Genomic DNA, 17437 nt, shown 5'->3' with positions numbered 1-17437 from the left:
TACCCAGTTATTTTGTGCTAAATTATTTTGGCTTAATTTGGTGTTGCAAGTTCATCAAACACACCGCCGTCTTGAAAATACACTTTCATAATGGTTTTCCAATCACCAAACACATCGCGCGGATTAAAAGTGTCAAGTTTTGGCAATTTGGTGCTATTTTTCGCAAGCACCTCTTGATTGCTTGGGCGTAAATACAAATCCGCGGCCAGTTGCTGAGCAGAATCGCTCCACAAATAATCCAAATATTGTTTGGCTTTGGCGGTTGTGCCTTTTTTGTCGGTAACAGCATTGACAATCGCCACGGGGTTGCCAGCAGAAACAGTGTAACTTGGATAGATGATTTTTACCTGTCCTTGACCGAAGTTTTGAACCGCCAAGTTCGCTTCATTTTCAAACGTTACCAACACATCACCAATTTGGCGCTGTAAAAACGTCGTGGTTGCTGATCGCCCACCGTTTTCATAGACAGAAACGTTTTTTAACAAGGCTTTGACAAATTCTTTCGTTTTTGTTTCATCTTTGTTAAAAGTATGTAAACCATAACCATACGCTCCCAAAAAAGCATACCGCCCATTGCCTGTGGTTTTTGGATTGGCAAGCACAATTTGTACGCCGTCTTTGCTAAGATCTGACCAATCTTTAATGCCTTTTGGGTTGTCTTTACGCACCAAAAACACCACCGTACTGGTGTAGGGCACGGCATCATTGGGAAATTGCGACCGCCAATTGGCCGCCACCAATCCTTTGTTAACCAACAACTCCACATCCGATCCTTGATTCATCGTAACCACATCTGCCTGTAAACCATTGGCAACCGCTAAGGCTTGTTTGCTAGAACCGCCGTGCGACTGCTGAATTTCAATGGATTTGCCTTGGTTATTCGCCGCGTAGGCTTTGACAAACAACGGATTAAAATCTTTATAAAAATCCCTTGCCACATCATAAGACACATTTAAAAGTTTGTGATTTGCATTGTCTTGTGTGCTTTCTTGTGTGCTGTTTTGGTGTTGAGTGGGGGCTTTTGCACAACCTACCATACTTGTCAACAAGCCTGCCAACAGAGCAAAAACAGTAAGTTTAGCGTGATTTTTTATTGCGATCATCGGTATAAACTCCAATTGGTATGTCTAACATTGAAGTTATTATAATTAACCGCTTATGCAAAAACACTTTATTTATTTGCTTATCAATATGCAATTTTGGCATAACAACTTTGGAGCAACTTCTTTGGAGCAACTTTTATGCCAAAACAGCAATCAAAACAGCAATTTTGCTAAATTATGCATTAAATTGGCGCTCATACAATTTGGCATAATGGTTATTTTTTGCCATCAAACTTGCATGATTGCCAACTTCCACGATTGTTCCGTTGTCCATCACCACGATTTTATCGGCATTTTGAATGGTGGTTAAACGATGAGCAATGACAATGGTTGTGCGTCCGTGCATCACCGCTTCAAGGGCTTTTTGGATAAAAAATTCCGACTCGTTATCCAGTGCACTGGTTGCTTCATCTAAAATCAAAATCGGAGCGTTTTTTAGCAACGCCCTAGCAATAGACAACCTTTGACGCTGCCCTCCTGATAACTGCAACCCATCTGAACCGATATGCGTGTCATAACCTTTGGGTAATTTTTCAATAAATTCATGTGCATACGCTGATTTTGCTGCATGCACAATCTGCTCGCGTGATTTATTCTCCAATTCTCCATAGGCAATATTTTGAGCAATGGTGGCTTGAAACAATACCACTTGCTGACTGACACTGGCAATTTGAGAACGCAAACTCGTCAATTTTAATTCATCAATTGGTATGCCATCTAGATAAATCTCGCCTGCACTTAGATCTACCGCTCGCATGAGTGCATTTGCCAATGTGGTTTTTCCCGCTCCTGAACGCCCCACCAAAGCTACCGTTTCGCCTGCTTGGATATGCAAATTAAGTTTGTCAATCACTTTTTTACCATCAGGATAAACCACTGACACATCACGAAAGTGAATATCACCTGTCAATGTTTGCTCAATACAGCCTGTGTCTTTTTCGTTATTGGCATCTAACAACTGAAAAATCGACTCAGCGGCTGCAAGCCCACGCTGTAAGCCTTGATTGACCTCGGTTAACGCCTTGACTGGGCGGTTTAATAGCCCTACCGCCACCAAATAAGCAATAAACCCTCCTGCTGACACACCCTGCATCACATTGGGACGAAATGCAATCCAAATCACCAATGCCATAGCCATAGCCATAAATAATTGAATCATCGGCGTGTTAATGCTATTCACCACCACGATTTTTAAACCTTTTAACAAATTGTTTTTAGATGCTTGCGTAAAACGCACCATCTCGCTTCTTTGGCCGCCGTAATTTTTCACCACTTGATAACCGCCAATCACTTCATTGGCAATATGACTAACCTCGCCCATGCTGTCTTGAATGTCTTTGGAGAGTTTACGAAACCGCCTGCTTGCAATGCGGATTAACCAAGCAATTGGAGGCAAAACCAAAAAAATAATCGCAGTTAATTTCCAATTTAAATACAACAAATAACCAAACAACCCAATGACAATTAGCCCCTCGCGCAACAACACTTTAATGGTATCTGTCCCTGCCGCTGTTACTTGCTCCACATCAAAAATTAGCTTGGCGGACACTTGCCCTGGTGAATGATTAAGATAAAATTCACTCGGTAAATTTAACAGTTTATGAAACACCTCCAAACGCAACCGATACACCATATTGCGAGAAATAATGGCACTAAAATAGTTGCCCAAAAACACCCCTATCCCTCGAAACACAAACAACAAAATCACCAAAAAAGGTAACAGATTCTTATGGGCTTGGTCGTTTTCTGCCAATGCATCGGTGATAACCCCTATAAGTTTAGCGGTTGCCATTTCTGTGCCTGCATTTATCAAAAAACCCATGATCATCAGTACAATCGCTATCCAATAGGGCGTAATATAACCCAACAAACGTCGATAAGTTTGCCATTTTTGTGATTTTTTGGCGGATTTTTGAGATAAATTTGGCATGAATTAGGTAGATTTAATAATCAATAAATTAAAAAACAAATAAATTAAAAAATAATGAATAAGAATTGTCAATAGGTGATTGTTCTAAAAAAACTGTTTTTGGATTGGTTTTGTTTATCGCTTGCTTTGTTTATCAACTGTTTTGTTTATCAATTGCTTTGTTTATCGTTTACTTTGTTTATCGTTTGTCCTGCAGGAACAACAGTACTGATGTTTAAATTTAAAAACCCCATTTTACCTGCAATGTCCATGATTTTTACCACGGATTGGTGCGTTGTATTGGCATCAGCGGAAATAACAAACAAAAGTTTGCGATTATCACCGGTTTCTTGACGTATCATAGAGGTAATTTCCGCCTCGCCCGTTCCTGCCAGTGCTATGCCGTTAATCAGATAGCTGCCGTCTTTTTGTACAGCCACTTCGATACGCTGATCCTTTTCGGTAATAGGCACGCCCTCAGCTTGTGGCAATACAATGTTCAGCTTGCTAAAATGATTAAACGTGGTGGACAACAACAAAAACACGATAAGAAATAATAAACAATCAATCATCGGTGTTAAGTTAATATCAACAGGTTCAACAGTCGGTTTACGAAAACGCATGACAAGCCCTTGTGTTTTATGAATTTGTTTCGGTTAAATGCGTATGGTTCGGTTCTGTGGTTGCGACATCGTTGGCATAGCCAATCAACTGTTTGTCCAATAAATCTTGTACCATAAGCCCTGCCTCTCGTTCAAAATGGGCATTAATATCCACAATGCGCCGTTGATAAAAACGATAAGCGATCACCGCAGGAATTGCCACAAACATACCGGCGGCCGTTGTAATTAAGGCTTGCGACACGCCAGCTGCAAGCATCGCAGGATCTTGCATCGAGCCATCGGTAATTGCCAAAAATGATGTAATAATACCAAGCACCGTACCAAGCAGTCCCAACAATGGAGCAACCGCCCCAATTGTACCAAGCATGTTAATGTTTTTTTCCAGTTGGTGAATTTGCACGCTGGCTCGGTTTTGCATGTGCATACTCATGGACTCAAGCCCATATTGGCGATATAACAGACCTGTTGCCAAAATATCACCAAGCGGTGAATTTTCTTTGACATTTAACAATTGTTCGCGGTTAATCATGCCTTGCTCAAGCAACCTTTCGGTTAACTGCTCGCGCAACTGATCAGGAGCCACCTTACAAAAACGCAACTTGACTCCACGCTCAATCATCACAATTAGCATAAAAATCGAACACAGCACAATTGGCATCATAAGCCAACCGCCTGCTTTAACCAACTCCCACATACCTATTTCTCACTTTTTTTCAAAACGACTGTGTTATTCGTCCAATCGCCCTTGCAATTGTTCAATTAAAGTTGTTAATTCATCTTCACTGTGAAAGAAAATTTCAATACTGCCCTTGCCTGTCGATGAACCTTTGATTTTTACCAATGCACCCAGTTGTTCGGATAACTGCTGATTTAAGCGTAAACGGTCATAATCAATTTCTTTGCTTGGTTTGTCTGTTTGTTTTGGATCAAGAATGTCTTTTACCAAGGTTTCAGTTTGGCGCACGGTTAATTGTTCTTGTACGATGCGTTTGGCAATTAAGGGCTGCTGGGGTGCTGACAATGATAACAATGCTCTGGCATGCCCCATGTCAATATAGCCTTGATTTAATGCCTGTTTGACATCATCGTGCAATTGATTTAAGCGTAGTAAATTTGACACAGTGGCTCGTGCTTTGCCCACCACATCTGCAATTTGAGCATGACTCATACCAAACTCATCGTGAAAACGTTGTAAAGCCACCGCCTGCTCCATCACGGTCAAATCTTCGCGCTGAATGTTTTCGATCAATGCCAATGCAATTGCCAAATCGTCAGAAATTGGACGCAAAATCGCAGGAATTTGACTTAAACCTGCAATTTGTGCCGCTCGCCAACGGCGTTCACCTGCAATAATTTCATGGGTAATTTGTTGGTTTGGGATAGCTAAGGGTCGAATAACAATCGGTTGCATGACACCGTGCTGTTTGATAGAGGTTGCCAACTCCTGTAAGGCATCTTCGCCAAGATTAATGCGCGGTTGATATTTGCCACGTTGTAGCCGCCCTACATCAATGTGTAGCAGGTTTAAACCGTCTAAATTAAAACCGTCCAAATCAGTCGCTGTTTTGTCATTTTCTACAAGTTGATTAATTTGTGCAATTGGCTGTGGTAAAACTGATTGTGGTGAAATTGGTTTAACTTTTTTAATAGAAGTGGTTTTTTCCACAGGTGCAGAAATATCAGACACACAAGTATCAGGTGCGGAAGCATCAGGCACAACAGACGTGTCAGCAAGCGTATTTGCAATCAATGTTTCTTTTTTGATTGAACCCAATAAAGCATCGAGTCCGCGATTGGTTGCCAACCCACGTTTTTTTACCATTTGATTGTACCTGTGTGAAAAACAAAACGAGTTTTAAACGCGGTATTTTAACAGATTATTAACAAACAATAAAATATTTTATGCAATTTTTACTACATAAACCTTATATTATGGTTACACCTGTTGGTTTTGTTTGATAATTTCATTGGCAAGTTTGGTATAAGCATAAGCCCCTGTAGATCCGGATTCATAATCAAGCACGGACATACCGTAAGCTGGAGCTTCTGCCAGGCGTATGTTGCGCGGAATGATGGTGTTAAACAAAATATCGCCAAAATGTTGCTTTAATTCACGCGACACATCATTGGCAAGGGTATTGCGCGAGTCAAACATGGTACGCAATACCCCACGAATGTGCAAATTTGGGTTTAGTTCAGTCAAACGTTCAATGGTTAACGACAAATCCGCAAGCCCCTCCAAAGCAAAATACTCACATTGCATCGGAATAATCACCCCATTTGTTGCACACATCGCATTGATGGTCAATAAACTTAAACTGGGTGCACAATCGATCACCACAAAATCATAGTTTTTTTGAATTCGGCTGTTTTTTGCCAAATTTTGAGTTTGCATTTGCATTTTTAAGGCTTGTATCGCTGTCGCAAGCAAGGCATGATTGTTGTCAAGTTGACTTAAAGACAAATCGATGCCTGATAAATCCCCATTTGCCCCTACCACATCATAGCCTGCTGATGATTTGACAATTGCATCAAATAGCGGTATGTCATCTAGCAACACATCAGCAATGTTGTGGTTTAGTTCACGTTTATCAAGCCCTGATGCTGTGGTTGCGTTACCTTGAGCGTCAAGATCAATTAACAGTACTTTTTTGCGTTTTTTTGCCAATGCACCAGCAAGATTTACCGCGGTTGTCGTTTTGCCAACACCGCCTTTTTGATTTGCAATTGCTAAAATATCCATGTTGTTTCTCGTTGATATTTTTTCGTTGAGTTGATATTTTTCGTTGATATGTTTTTTCGTTGATATGTTTTAACGTTATTTTTTAAATGATTTTTAAAACTTATCTTAAGATGATTGATAAATGTTACCGCCGCGTCAAACGGATCAAATGCCGCTCTTCATCTAAAAACGGTATGTTTAACTCGGTTACCAAAATTTGCCAAGCAGTGTTTAATTGTGCCAATTCATCGGTTGGTAAAACACCTTTCATTGCCAAAAACTCGCCGTTGACCGCCAAATTGTCCGCTCCCAATGCCACAAAATCCTCAAGTGATGCAAACGCTCTGGAGGTAATGACATCATATGTATCTGTATGCTCTTCAATGCGTAAGGCAACTGGATTGAGATTTTTTAAACCAAGTTCGCTGCTGATTTGTTTGATAAAACGCACCTTTTTACCATTGCTGTCCAGGGCGGTTACGAAACGATCTGGCTGGCAAATTGCAACCACCACCGCTGGCAAACCCGCCCCTGTACCAATATCCAAAAGCCGTCCTGTAGGCAAATACGGTAGAATACCTAGGCTGTCTAAAATATGTTTGACCAGTGCAACCTCGGGCTGTTTAATCGCCGTTAAGTTGTAGGCTTTATTCCAAAACAGCAATTGTTGTAAATAATACAGAAGCTGTGTTTGTTGCTGTATTGACAATGTAAGGTTTAATTGTGCCAAACCAGCTTGTAGTTTTGGTAATAATTTTTGGTAGTTGTTATCAATTTGGTAGCTATTATCAATTTGGTAGTTGTTATCAACAATTAACATGATTAAAACACCCGATTTAAACCATTTAACGCCGCCACGCGGTAGGCCTCTGCCATGGTTGGATAGTTAAACGTGGTATTCACAAAATACTCAAGCGTTCCGCCAAGCAACATCACCGCCTGACCGATGTGAATAATTTCCGATGCTTGATTGCCATAACAATGTATGCCTAAAATTTGTAGCGTTTCGCGGTGAAATAAGATTTTTAACACGCCGCTGCGTTCACCAACAATTTGAGCACGAGCCAAATGTTTAAAAAACGCCTGCCCCACTTCGTATGGAATTTTTTCTTCGGTGAGTTCTTTTTCATTTTTACCAATACTGGAAATTTCAGGAATGGTATAAATACCCGTTGGCACGCTGCGCACAGGCATCGCATTTTCATCGCCAACCATGTGGGCAGCTGCATAACGCCCTTGATCATAAGCGGCCGATGCCAATGATGGCCACCCAATCACATCGCCTGCTGCATAAATGTTGTCAACGCTGGTTTGGTAAAATTCATTCACGCTTAATTGACCGCGTTTATTGGCTTCAAGCCCAATGCCAGAAAGGTTTAAACTGTCAGTGTTGCCAGAACGGCCATTGCACCATAACAGCGCATCGGATTTAATTTTTTTGCCTGATTTTAAATGCAAAATCACACAGTCATCAAACGTTTCTAAACGATCAATTTCTTCATTGTTACGAATTAATACCCCAAATTGGCGAAAGTCATGCGACAAAGCGTCTGAAATTTCATCATCAAGATAGCTTAACAATTGGTTTTGTGTGTTAATCAAATCCACTTTATAACCAAGCCCTGTAAAAATGGACGCATATTCACAACCAATCACGCCAGCACCGTAAATAATAATGCGCGAAATGACATAATCCATTTGCAAAATTTGATCCGAATCAAACACGCGCGGATGTTCAAATTCCAAAAAATCAGGACGATACGGCCGACTGCCTACAGCAATAATTGCCTTATAAAAACTAATCTCTTGTTGCGTGCCATCATTCATATCCACAACAATCGTATGACAATCTTTAAAACTTGCCCAACCATTAATCAAATCAATGCGATTGCGTTCATAAAAACGCGTGTGTGTATCCACTTGCGATCGCACCACATCACGAGCTTTTGTTAATATTTTGTTTAGTGGAATTAAATTATAATCCACGCTTTTATTGAGTACCGGATCGCGGCGATTGCTTAAAATGTTAAATACTGACTGACGCAATGCCTTGCTTGGAATTGTACCAACATGCGTACAGTTGCCACCCACTTGTTTGCGTGGATCAATCACGGCCACTTTTTGTCCGGATTTGGCAATTTTCATCGCAGCCGCCTCGCCTGCAGGCCCTGCACCAATTACCACCGCATCATAGTCATAGCTATGCCCTGCAAAATCTGTGTGCTTATAACGTTTGACATTAATGCGCGTACTGTCAAGCGGACTGATCAAATCAAAATGTTTTGACACGTCATCAAAGTGATTGTGCTTGTCATCTTCACTAATGCTTACGGTGTTTGCTTGCATATCCGACTCAGACACGGTTTTTTTTAGCATCTCATCAGTTACGTTTTGGGCTGTACTGGTGTTTTTTTCAGCACTCTTTTTGGGTTTTGCCATGGTTTTTTCTCTTGATTTGTTGCTCTCTTGATTTTTTGTGTGGTTGTTAAAACTCAATGCCTTAAAATTTAACAATTGATAACAAGGCGGTATTATAACAGTTTATCCCACAAAACACAGTTTATTTTTGCTGTGTCTCATTTTTTAGGTTCTATATCTGCACTTTTTTTACCAACTAAGTAGATTTTGCGTTTTAAGGCCTGTTCTTTTTGTTCAATGCGTTTTTCATAGGCATGGATTTTTTTTGGATTTAGCGTACCGCGACTTTTTAAAATAAAGGCATCGTGCAATGCTTGCAATTTTTTGGCATTTTTTTGCAAAAAGGTTTGCTCAAGTTCATAAGACAACTCAATAAAACGCTTATCCGCTCCGCGTGCCAATGGATCAAGCTGTAAACTAAGCTCATTAATGCCCAGCAACTGCAAACTTGATAATTGCTTTAGGCGTGATAAGGCCACATAACCTTGTCCTTTTTCAAAAGTTCTGCTTAGGTTAATTTCGGCACTGTCCAAGGTCATGCCTTGGCTTTTGTGAATGGTAATTGCCCATGCCAAGGTAAGCGGAATGTGATAATAAGCTGCCAAAATTTCACCATCTTCGTTTTCCACTTTCCATACATCATACACGGCTACCACTTGACGTCCATCATTTAGCTGCACCACGGGGAATAACTGTTTGTTTTGATCGTCATCTTTTTCTTGAGTTTTTGTATCTTTGGTTGTTGGATCTTTGGTTGTTGTATCTTGAGTGGCATCATCTTCATCATCATGGTCTTTTTCTACAATCGGCTGAAAATCCACAATTATCCCCATGGTACCATTTGACACGTTTAAATCGGCATTGTTTTTGATAAACATCACCTTTGCTCCAATTTTTAGGGTCAATTCAGGCGTGTTACGCACTGATTTTTTAAGGCTTTCTAGAAGTTTTTCATCGCCCTCGCCGTAACTGACATAAAGGTGTGATTTTGTGTTTAATTTTGCCAACTCTTGTTCGTTAATATTTTGCACATTGATATTGTGCGTATAAAGCCGCGTGCGACTTTGGTTTAACGTATGATTTTTGGTGGCTTGCAATGCCAACATGGTATTTTCGCTAAACTGCTGACGACGAATTTGGTTCAAAATATCGTTCAAATCCAAACCAAAATAGCGGTTGTTATCAGCCTGATTTTCAGCAACAACCTGACGGTGCTGTTCGCTCAAATAACACACTTGAAAATCAGCATCGAGCCAAGACTGCGACATAAAAGCAAATTTATCACGGTTGCTTTCGCTTGGATTGCCAATGGGAGGCAACTGAAAAAAATCTCCCGCTACTAACAACTGCACGCCACCGAAAGGCTGTTCATTTTCTTTGATCAGGCGTAGTACTTGATTAATCATGTCAAATTGTTTCAGATGCAACATAGAAATTTCATCAATCACCAATACTTGAGTGCGCTGTATTCGATCAACAAGTTGTGGTCTGCTTTTGATACGAAGCAAATCTTTAGTGGTTAATTCATATAAAATGCCAATTCCCGCCCAGCTATGAATGGTCATACCGTTCATATGCGTAGATGCAATGCCTGTACTGGCGGTAACAGCAACAGCAACGCCTCTGGCGCGCAGATAGTGTAAATATTGGTTAATGGTGTAGGTTTTTCCCGCTCCTGCCGAGCCTGTTAAAAAGACATTTTTGCCTGTTTTTAAGATATCAAGTGCCGTGGATTGTTTCATAGGTGCGTCTGTTAATAGATATCATATGTTGCCAGATATCATGTGTCATTTGTCAAAATTTGGCTAAAAATATGACTACTATAACAAAATTATTCTGTTTACACTAGGCTAGGCTACAAAAAAACAAAGTCATACGGTAAAAAATAAAAACCGCCTACAATTTTAGACGGTTTTTAATGATTAATTAGCATTAAATGACAATGTTAAATGACAATGTTAAATGACAAAAAATTGACAATCATTCATAATTTTCCATGCTTGGACAAGAACAAATCAAATTCTTATCACCGTACACATCATCGACACGGCTAACGCTTGGCCAAAATTTATTGTCGCGGATATAATCTAATGGATAGGCGGCCACTTCACGGCTATAACTGCGATTCCACTCACCGAGTACCACTTGAGCGGTGTGGGGTGCGTTAACAAGCGGATTGTCATCGGTTGGCCATTCACCATTTTTGACTTTCATTGCCTCTATTTTGATTTGTTTTAATGCCAAAATAAAGCGGTCAAGTTCTTCTTTGCTCTCACTTTCGGTCGGTTCAATCATAAGCGTACCTGCCACTGGAAATGACATGGTCGGTGCGTGAAAACCATAATCCATCAAGCGTTTGGCAATGTCTACCTCGGTAATGCCTGTTTCGTGTTTTAATGGACGAATGTCAATGATACATTCATGAGCAACACGGCCATTTTTGCCAGTATACAGTACAGGATAATCGTCTTTTAGCTGAGTGGCTATGTAATTGGCATTTAACAACGCACTTTCAGTCGCTTGTTTTAAGCCGTCTTTACCCATCATGGTGATATACATCCACGAAATTGGCAAAATACTCGCCGAACCAAATGGAGCTGCCGCCACTGCCGTCATATCATTTTGGGCGTTTGGCACAGGAGCAACACTGTGATTGGCAATAAACGGTGCAAGGTGTGCTTTCATGCCAATTGGACCCATACCAGGGCCACCGCCACCGTGTGGAATGCAAAACGTTTTGTGTAAATTCATATGCAACACATCTGCCCCCACATCCGCAGGTTGCATCATTGCAACTTGGGCGTTCATATTTGCACCGTCCATATACACTTGACCGCCGTGCTTGTGAATCAGATCGCAAATATCACGAATTCCCTCTTCAAACACACCATGCGTCGATGGGTAAGTAATCATAAGCGCACCCAAATTGGCTGAATGTTGTTCGGCTTTGGCAGTCAAATCTGCAATATCCACATTGCCAAACTCATCGGTTGCAACCACAACCACTTGCATACCCATCATTTGAGCGGTTGCTGGGTTTGTGCCGTGTGCTGAGCGCGGAATTAAACAAATGTTACGACAAGTTTGCCCCAAACTTTCGTGATAACGGCGGATAGCAAGCAACCCTGCATATTCACCAGAGGCACCTGAATTTGGTTGCATGCTGATCGCATCAAAACCTGTGATTGCTTTTAGCTGCTCTTGTAAACCCTCAATCATTGCCAAATAACCGCCAACTTGTTCGCGCGGTGCAAAAGGGTGCACATTGGCAAATTCATTCCAAGTAATTGGCAACATTTCACTGGTTGCGTTTAATTTCATGGTACAAGAACCAAGTGAAATCATGCTATGATTCATTGCCAAATCTTTGTTTTCCAGTTTTTTTAAGTAGCGCAACATTTCGTGTTCGGTATGATAGCGGTTAAACACAGGGTGGGTTAAAATTTTATCTTTGCGCAACAAATTGGCCTTAAGTGAAATTGTTAACTCACCAAGTTTTACCGGCTTACCTGTAAAAATTTCGGTCAAATCGGCAAAATCTTGCTCATCGCTTACTTCACTAAATGCAACCGCCAAATGCTCACCATCTACTTGACGTAAATTAATGCCTTTGTCTAACGCAGATTGGTAAATGAAACCTGCGTTATCAGTTTTTACCAAAACCGTGTCAAAAAATTGATCGTAAACCACGGTTAACCCTGCCGTTTTAACCGCCTGTGCAAACGCAGTTGCCAGTGCATGAATGCGAGTTGCAATACGCGCAACCCCTTTTGCTCCATGATAAACTGCATACATGCCTGCCATATTGGCAAGCAAAACTTGCGAGGTGCAAATGTTTGAATTGGCTTTTTCACGACGAATGTGCTGTTCACGCGTTTGTAATGCCATACGCAATGCAGGCTTGCCTTGGGCGTCTACCGAAACGCCAATAATGCGCCCAGGAGCAGAACGTTTGGCACTGTCGCTAAAAGCAAAATACGCAGCGTGTGGCCCACCAAAACCCATCGGCACACCAAAACGTTGCGTATTACCAAGTGCCACATCTGCCCCCATATCCGCAGGTGATTTTAACAACACAAGGCTCATCACGTCCGCTGCCACAATGGCTTGTGCACCGTTGGCTTTTACAGTGGCAATAATCTCTGTTAAATCAACAACATCGCCGTCTTTGCCAACGTATTGAAAAATCGCTCCAAAAAAATCACCTTTTTTTGCCACATCAAAATCACCCACTATCACGTCAAAACCAAAATATTTGGCACGCGTGCGAATAACATCTAAAGTCTGTGGAAAAATACGGCTGTCTACAAAAAATTGATTGGATTTGTTTTTGCTAACACGTTTTGCCATTGCCATTGCTTCGGCGGCAGCGGTAGCTTCATCTAATAATGATGCACCTGCAAATTCTAAACCCGACAAATCAATACACATTTGCTGAAAATTTAGCAAAGCTTCAAGACGCCCTTGAGCAATTTCTGCTTGGTAAGGCGTGTAGGCGGTATACCAACCGGGGTTTTCCAATACATTACGAGCAATGACAGCAGGCACGCGCGTTGGATAATAACCAAGCCCGATGTAACTGCGATTTACCGTTATGTCATCTGCCATCTTACGCAATTTGGCAAGGGCTTCATGTTCAGGCATGCTGTTTGGCAAGTCTAAATCATTGCCAAGTTTTACCGACGCAGGAACGGTTTGACTGATAAAATCTGCCATATCTTTTGCACCAACAGCCTTTAGCAAGGCTTGTTTTTCGCTTTCATCAATGCCAATATGACGATTGATAAATTCGCCGTGATTAAATACATCAGTAAAGGTTTTAAAATCTTGACTCATAAAATTTCCTTTTCATTAAGGTTTAAAATAGTTTAAGTTATCGTGGCTATTTGAACCAAGTTTAGACCAAACTAAACTTTAATCACAAAACGCTTTTTATCAAAACGATATTGCTCGCTATAAATGCCCGAGCTATCGCGCTCACCCACAGCCAATACCATACAGACGTATTGATGTTCATTTAATTTTAATAATTTTTTTAATTTACCTTCATCAAAACCGCCCATCGGACAAGTATCAAAACCAAACGATCGAAACGCCAACATCAAATTTTGGCAAGCCAAAGACGTACTGATCAATGCCCAATTTTTAACATCAGCTTGGCTGTACATAGGATCAATAAACGCACCGCGTACTTGGCGCACAGCTTGGGTGAGTGCCCATTTTGCAGGAACAAACGCGTTAAATTTGCCTAAACTAAAACCAAAGGGCATAAGTTTGCCATAATAATTTTTGACCGCTTTTGGTACAGGTTTGACGGGATAATATTTTATGTTGTCTTGAGAGTTTTGTCGCCAAGTATCACCACGAGCCACGCACACAATCAAGCACTTAGCCGTGCGAGCAGCGTTTTGATTCATGCAATATTTAACGACTTTTTGATGAACGTGAGGCGTTTCAATCACATAAAACGCCCACGGCTGTAAATTACTGGAGTTTGGAGCAAGCATCGCCATATCCAAACACGCATCGATCACTTCATTGGGTATCGGCGTATCGGTAAAACGTCGCACCGAACGACGACTGGTAATAACGTCATAAAAATTAACTTGTGTTGGATCGGTAATTTTCACCCTTTTTCTCCAGTCGCTTTACTGCCAGTATTTAACTTTACCAGTATTTAACAATAGCATTTAACTGCAATACTAATTTGTAGTTAATTTGTAAGTTAAGTGCAAGTTAACAATAAACCACATAGAACAATGAATCAATTTAGATTGAATCCAAATATTCATCTGCATCCATTAAGCCATCATAATCGCTTGCATTGGTTGGTTTAATTTTAAAGAACCAACCCTCGCCATACGGATCAGAATTTACAATTTCTGGTGTATCAACCAAGGCATCGTTTATCTCAACAATCTCACCTGCAATCGGTGCATACACATCTGAGGCTGCTTTTACTGATTCAACAACCGCAATTTCAGCATCCACTTCAACATTTGTACCAACTTCTGGCAATTCAATATAAACCACATCACCAAGCAAATCTTGGGCATGGTGGGTAATACCAACTGTAATTACGCCGTCAGATTCTTGGCGTAACCATTCGTGGCTTGCGACATATTTTAAATCAGCAGGGGTGTTGCTCATAGCGTCATTCCTTTTATAAAATTATAAGTGGTAAAAATTATAAGTAATAAAAATATTACACAATAAAATTAATAAAACATTCATTCATCAAAAAAATGTGATTGATAAGCACATTGTTTTACCAACTTGTTTTACCAACCACATTTTTAACAAAATTTTAATAGATATTTTTAATAGATATAGTATAACTTAAAACATCAATTACAATCTAAACATCAATTACAATCTAAACATCAATTACAATCTAAACATCAATTAAAAAATGTCAATTAAAAAATTATTGAGCCATACAGCCAAAGTTAATTTCTTGACCTTGTGAAGTTACGGTTAATGCCGCTTCGCCACCTTTTACATGCCAATCATAACCAACAGTGCTGTTTGATACAGTAAAACGGTTGCCAGAGGCTGCTACGTCTTGTTTTAGTTGCACAGGTGCTTGGTTTAGGCTTAACGTTGGGGCGGTGATTTGGATATTTGCGTAATTTACGCCATCACGTTGTGTGATCACAGACACCACCTCAGCATTGTTATCACATTTAAATGTTTGTGAGTTTGCCAAAACCGCTTGTACTTGTGATGGACTTGGTTGTGCCACATTACTGGTGTTACAAGCAGTTAAAACCATAACTGCAGGAATTAAAGCAAGTAGTTTTTTCATAATCAATACCTTTAAATAATGTAAATGTAAAGTAAATGTAAACGTTAACCATCAAGCCAAGTGTTTTTGTGTTTTTTGCATTTTTTAAAAAATCACTACAATGACAAATCATTAAAAACAAATCATTAAAAAACACTCAACTCAAGTTTATCATAACACCGATAAACGGTTAAGAAAACTGTTTTTTACCATTTCTAACAAACGGTAACGAAATAATGCAAACTTCAGTCGCTTTGCCACGCATATCCACATGGGCGGTTGTGTCTGTTGTGGTCGGAATACGAGCAATGGCAATGGATTGTTTTAAACTGGGGCTAAATGTACCGCTTGTAATTATGCCTTTTTTGCCATTGGCAAGTGTAACTTCCATACCCTCGCGCAACACACCGCGGCCATCAAGTACCAAACCTACTTGCATGACATCCGTGCCCTCCGCAACAGCTTTTGCTTGTTTGTCTTGCATGGCTTTACGCCCAACAAAATCGCGATCATCTTTTATTGCCAATGTCCACGCCATACCACATTCATAAGGATTAATGGTTTCATTCATTTCATGGCCGTACAAGTTCATACCCGCCTCCAAACGAAGCGTGTCTCTTGCACCCAAACCTGCTGGCATGACACCATGTTGTTTCAATAAAGCAAAAAATTCATTCGCCTGACTTCCTGGCAAAATCACCTCGACGCCATCTTCGCCTGTATAACCTGTTTTGGCAACAAACCAATCGTTAGCCTCGATCTCACTTAAATCTTTACCAACAAACGGTTTTAAACCGTTTAAAATTTCTGCCCAATGTGGCTTGGCTTTTGTTAATTTTTCAACCGCTTTTGGACCTTGCACTGCAAGCATAGCAAGCTCTGGACGCTCGGTAATTTTTACATCACCAAATGCCAACGCAACTTTATGAAACTGTGCCAAATCTTTTTCGCGCGTGGCAGCGTTTGATACAATGCGATATTGCGTTTCTGCTTCATTCATGCGATAAGCAATTAAATCATCAATCACGCCACCATTATCATTTAACATTGCTGAATAAATTGCCTTCCCCACAGATTTTGCTTTGGCAATGTCATTGGCTAGTAATTTTTGCAACCAAGATTTGGCATCATTGCCTACGATATCGGTTACCACCATGTGCGACACATCAAACATGCCTGCATCGTTACGCACAGCTTCGTGTTCGGCAATTTGTGAACCATAATGAATAGGCAAGCCAAAACCTGAAAAATCAACGATTTTACCATTGCTGTCAAGGTGAGATTGATAAAACGGCGTGTATTGTAAATCAGACATGATAAATCCTTAGCGTTTTTTTTGGAAAAATTGGGCAAAATTTTGCAAGCAGTAAACCTGTAACAAGCAGTAAACCTGTAAACAGTAAGTCTGCAACAGTAGCCTGCAAATCAGTAGACTGATTTTAATCAAATCAATCAGTGCCCCATCTGTCCTGTTACCTGAGATTTTCAACGAATTTTGACACGCAACATAAAATGTAGCATAGAATAAAATGCAGTATAGAATAATATGTAACATGGGCTAACAACGTAAATTTGCTAAGCCGTCAAAAGTCGTTTTTTCCCCTTCGGTGGTGTTTTTACAAAAAACACACTCTCCAGATTTATCATTTTAAAATGCAATTTCAGTCCATTTACCTGAGCGATTATAGGGTTTTTACGCCTTCGGTGATGATGTTTATTGTGAATTTGGCTATTTTTGTCAAAACAACCACTGTTTTGCCAAACAAGCCTAACATCATACTCTCCTGAAATTGTCAGCTATTATGCTAGGTTTTTTTGCTTTTAGCAAGTAAGATTTGTTATTTTGTTGCAATTTATGCTGTTATCAACCCTCTT

14 protein-coding genes and 2 riboswitches are annotated in these 17437 nt (G+C 40.4%); all 14 genes read right to left on the bottom strand.

Annotation, left to right across the window (positions count from 1 at the left end):
* Positions 1-32 precede the first annotated feature (32 nt).
* The 14 genes from MOMA_RS06430 to gcvT all read right to left on the bottom strand — a co-directional run bounded on the left by MOMA_RS06430 (position 33) and on the right by gcvT (position 16877).
* Entirely contained in the window at positions 33-1103 is a 1071-nt protein-coding gene (locus MOMA_RS06430; protein ID WP_009501678.1) for a sulfate ABC transporter substrate-binding protein, read from the bottom strand.
* A 175-nt stretch (positions 1104-1278) separates the two neighbouring features.
* Positions 1279-3033 carry a lipid A export permease/ATP-binding protein MsbA gene (gene msbA, locus MOMA_RS06425; protein ID WP_009501677.1) on the bottom strand — a complete coding sequence of 585 codons (1755 nt, stop codon included), beginning with the start codon at positions 3031-3033 and terminating at the stop codon, positions 1279-1281.
* 149 nt (positions 3034-3182) lie between these two features.
* Complete coding sequence (locus tag MOMA_RS06420; RefSeq protein WP_009501676.1) at positions 3183-3635, bottom strand: ExbD/TolR family protein; 453 nt, start codon at positions 3633-3635, stop codon at positions 3183-3185.
* Positions 3636-3651: 16 nt separating this feature from the next.
* Positions 3652-4329, bottom strand: coding sequence for a MotA/TolQ/ExbB proton channel family protein (locus tag MOMA_RS06415; RefSeq protein WP_009501675.1), 678 nt, complete (start codon positions 4327-4329; stop codon positions 3652-3654).
* 33 nt (positions 4330-4362) lie between these two features.
* Positions 4363-5457 carry a ParB/RepB/Spo0J family partition protein gene (locus MOMA_RS06410; protein WP_009501674.1) on the bottom strand — a complete coding sequence of 365 codons (1095 nt, stop codon included), beginning with the start codon at positions 5455-5457 and terminating at the stop codon, positions 4363-4365.
* Positions 5458-5571: 114 nt separating this feature from the next.
* Entirely contained in the window at positions 5572-6378 is an 807-nt protein-coding gene (locus tag MOMA_RS06405; RefSeq protein WP_009501673.1) for a ParA family protein, read from the bottom strand.
* A gap of 124 nt (positions 6379-6502) precedes the next feature.
* The gene (gene rsmG / locus MOMA_RS06400; protein ID WP_009501672.1) at positions 6503-7177 is read right to left on the bottom strand and encodes a 16S rRNA (guanine(527)-N(7))-methyltransferase RsmG; all 675 of its coding nucleotides are present in this window, start codon (positions 7175-7177) and stop codon (positions 6503-6505) included.
* Between the two features lie 2 nt (positions 7178-7179).
* Complete coding sequence (gene sthA / locus MOMA_RS06395; RefSeq protein WP_009501671.1) at positions 7180-8796, bottom strand: Si-specific NAD(P)(+) transhydrogenase; 1617 nt, start codon at positions 8794-8796, stop codon at positions 7180-7182.
* Between the two features lie 137 nt (positions 8797-8933).
* Positions 8934-10517, bottom strand: coding sequence for a PIF1 family DEAD/DEAH box helicase (locus MOMA_RS06390; RefSeq protein ID WP_009501670.1), 1584 nt, complete (start codon positions 10515-10517; stop codon positions 8934-8936).
* Between the two features lie 238 nt (positions 10518-10755).
* Complete coding sequence (gcvP, locus tag MOMA_RS06385) at positions 10756-13611, bottom strand: aminomethyl-transferring glycine dehydrogenase (protein ID WP_009501669.1); 2856 nt, start codon at positions 13609-13611, stop codon at positions 10756-10758.
* 71 nt (positions 13612-13682) lie between these two features.
* Positions 13683-14405, bottom strand: coding sequence for a nitroreductase family protein (locus MOMA_RS06380; protein ID WP_009501668.1), 723 nt, complete (start codon positions 14403-14405; stop codon positions 13683-13685).
* A 139-nt stretch (positions 14406-14544) separates the two neighbouring features.
* Positions 14545-14925: a glycine cleavage system protein GcvH gene (gene gcvH / locus MOMA_RS06375; protein WP_009501667.1), complete on the bottom strand. Its 381-nt coding sequence runs from the start codon at positions 14923-14925 to the stop codon at positions 14545-14547.
* 277 nt (positions 14926-15202) lie between these two features.
* The gene (locus MOMA_RS06370) at positions 15203-15583 is read right to left on the bottom strand and encodes an MliC family protein (RefSeq protein ID WP_009501666.1); all 381 of its coding nucleotides are present in this window, start codon (positions 15581-15583) and stop codon (positions 15203-15205) included.
* A 169-nt stretch (positions 15584-15752) separates the two neighbouring features.
* Positions 15753-16877: a glycine cleavage system aminomethyltransferase GcvT gene (gene gcvT, locus MOMA_RS06365; protein ID WP_009501665.1), complete on the bottom strand. Its 1125-nt coding sequence runs from the start codon at positions 16875-16877 to the stop codon at positions 15753-15755.
* Positions 16878-17016: 139 nt separating this feature from the next.
* A riboswitch (glycine riboswitch) is annotated at positions 17017-17210 on the bottom strand.
* Between the two features lie 4 nt (positions 17211-17214).
* Positions 17215-17359: riboswitch (glycine riboswitch) on the bottom strand.
* Between the last annotated feature and the right edge of the window lie 78 nt (positions 17360-17437).

It is taken from the genome of Moraxella macacae 0408225, assembly GCF_000320365.1.
Taxonomy (GTDB): Bacteria; Pseudomonadota; Gammaproteobacteria; order Pseudomonadales; family Moraxellaceae; genus Faucicola; species Faucicola macacae.
This window is presented reverse-complemented; position numbering and strand designations above follow the sequence as displayed.

What these genes read in the sequence shown, in the direction of transcription:
- MOMA_RS06430 (WP_009501678.1), bottom strand. Translation starts at nt 1,103, where the DNA reads ATGATCGCAATAAAAAATCACGCTAAACTTACTGTTTTTGCTCTGTTG.
- msbA (WP_009501677.1), bottom strand. Translation starts at nt 3,033, where the DNA reads ATGCCAAATTTATCTCAAAAATCCGCCAAAAAATCACAAAAATGGCAA.
- MOMA_RS06420 (WP_009501676.1), bottom strand. Translation starts at nt 3,635, where the DNA reads ATGCGTTTTCGTAAACCGACTGTTGAACCTGTTGATATTAACTTAACA.
- MOMA_RS06415 (WP_009501675.1), bottom strand. Translation starts at nt 4,329, where the DNA reads ATGTGGGAGTTGGTTAAAGCAGGCGGTTGGCTTATGATGCCAATTGTG.
- MOMA_RS06410 (WP_009501674.1), bottom strand. Translation starts at nt 5,457, where the DNA reads ATGGTAAAAAAACGTGGGTTGGCAACCAATCGCGGACTCGATGCTTTA.
- MOMA_RS06405 (WP_009501673.1), bottom strand. Translation starts at nt 6,378, where the DNA reads ATGGATATTTTAGCAATTGCAAATCAAAAAGGCGGTGTTGGCAAAACG.
- rsmG (WP_009501672.1), bottom strand. Translation starts at nt 7,177, where the DNA reads ATGTTAATTGTTGATAACAACTACCAAATTGATAATAGCTACCAAATT.
- sthA (WP_009501671.1), bottom strand. Translation starts at nt 8,796, where the DNA reads ATGGCAAAACCCAAAAAGAGTGCTGAAAAAAACACCAGTACAGCCCAA.
- MOMA_RS06390 (WP_009501670.1), bottom strand. Translation starts at nt 10,517, where the DNA reads ATGAAACAATCCACGGCACTTGATATCTTAAAAACAGGCAAAAATGTC.
- gcvP (WP_009501669.1), bottom strand. Translation starts at nt 13,611, where the DNA reads ATGAGTCAAGATTTTAAAACCTTTACTGATGTATTTAATCACGGCGAA.
- gcvH (WP_009501667.1), bottom strand. Translation starts at nt 14,925, where the DNA reads ATGAGCAACACCCCTGCTGATTTAAAATATGTCGCAAGCCACGAATGG.
- MOMA_RS06370 (WP_009501666.1), bottom strand. Translation starts at nt 15,583, where the DNA reads ATGAAAAAACTACTTGCTTTAATTCCTGCAGTTATGGTTTTAACTGCT.
- gcvT (WP_009501665.1), bottom strand. Translation starts at nt 16,877, where the DNA reads ATGTCTGATTTACAATACACGCCGTTTTATCAATCTCACCTTGACAGC.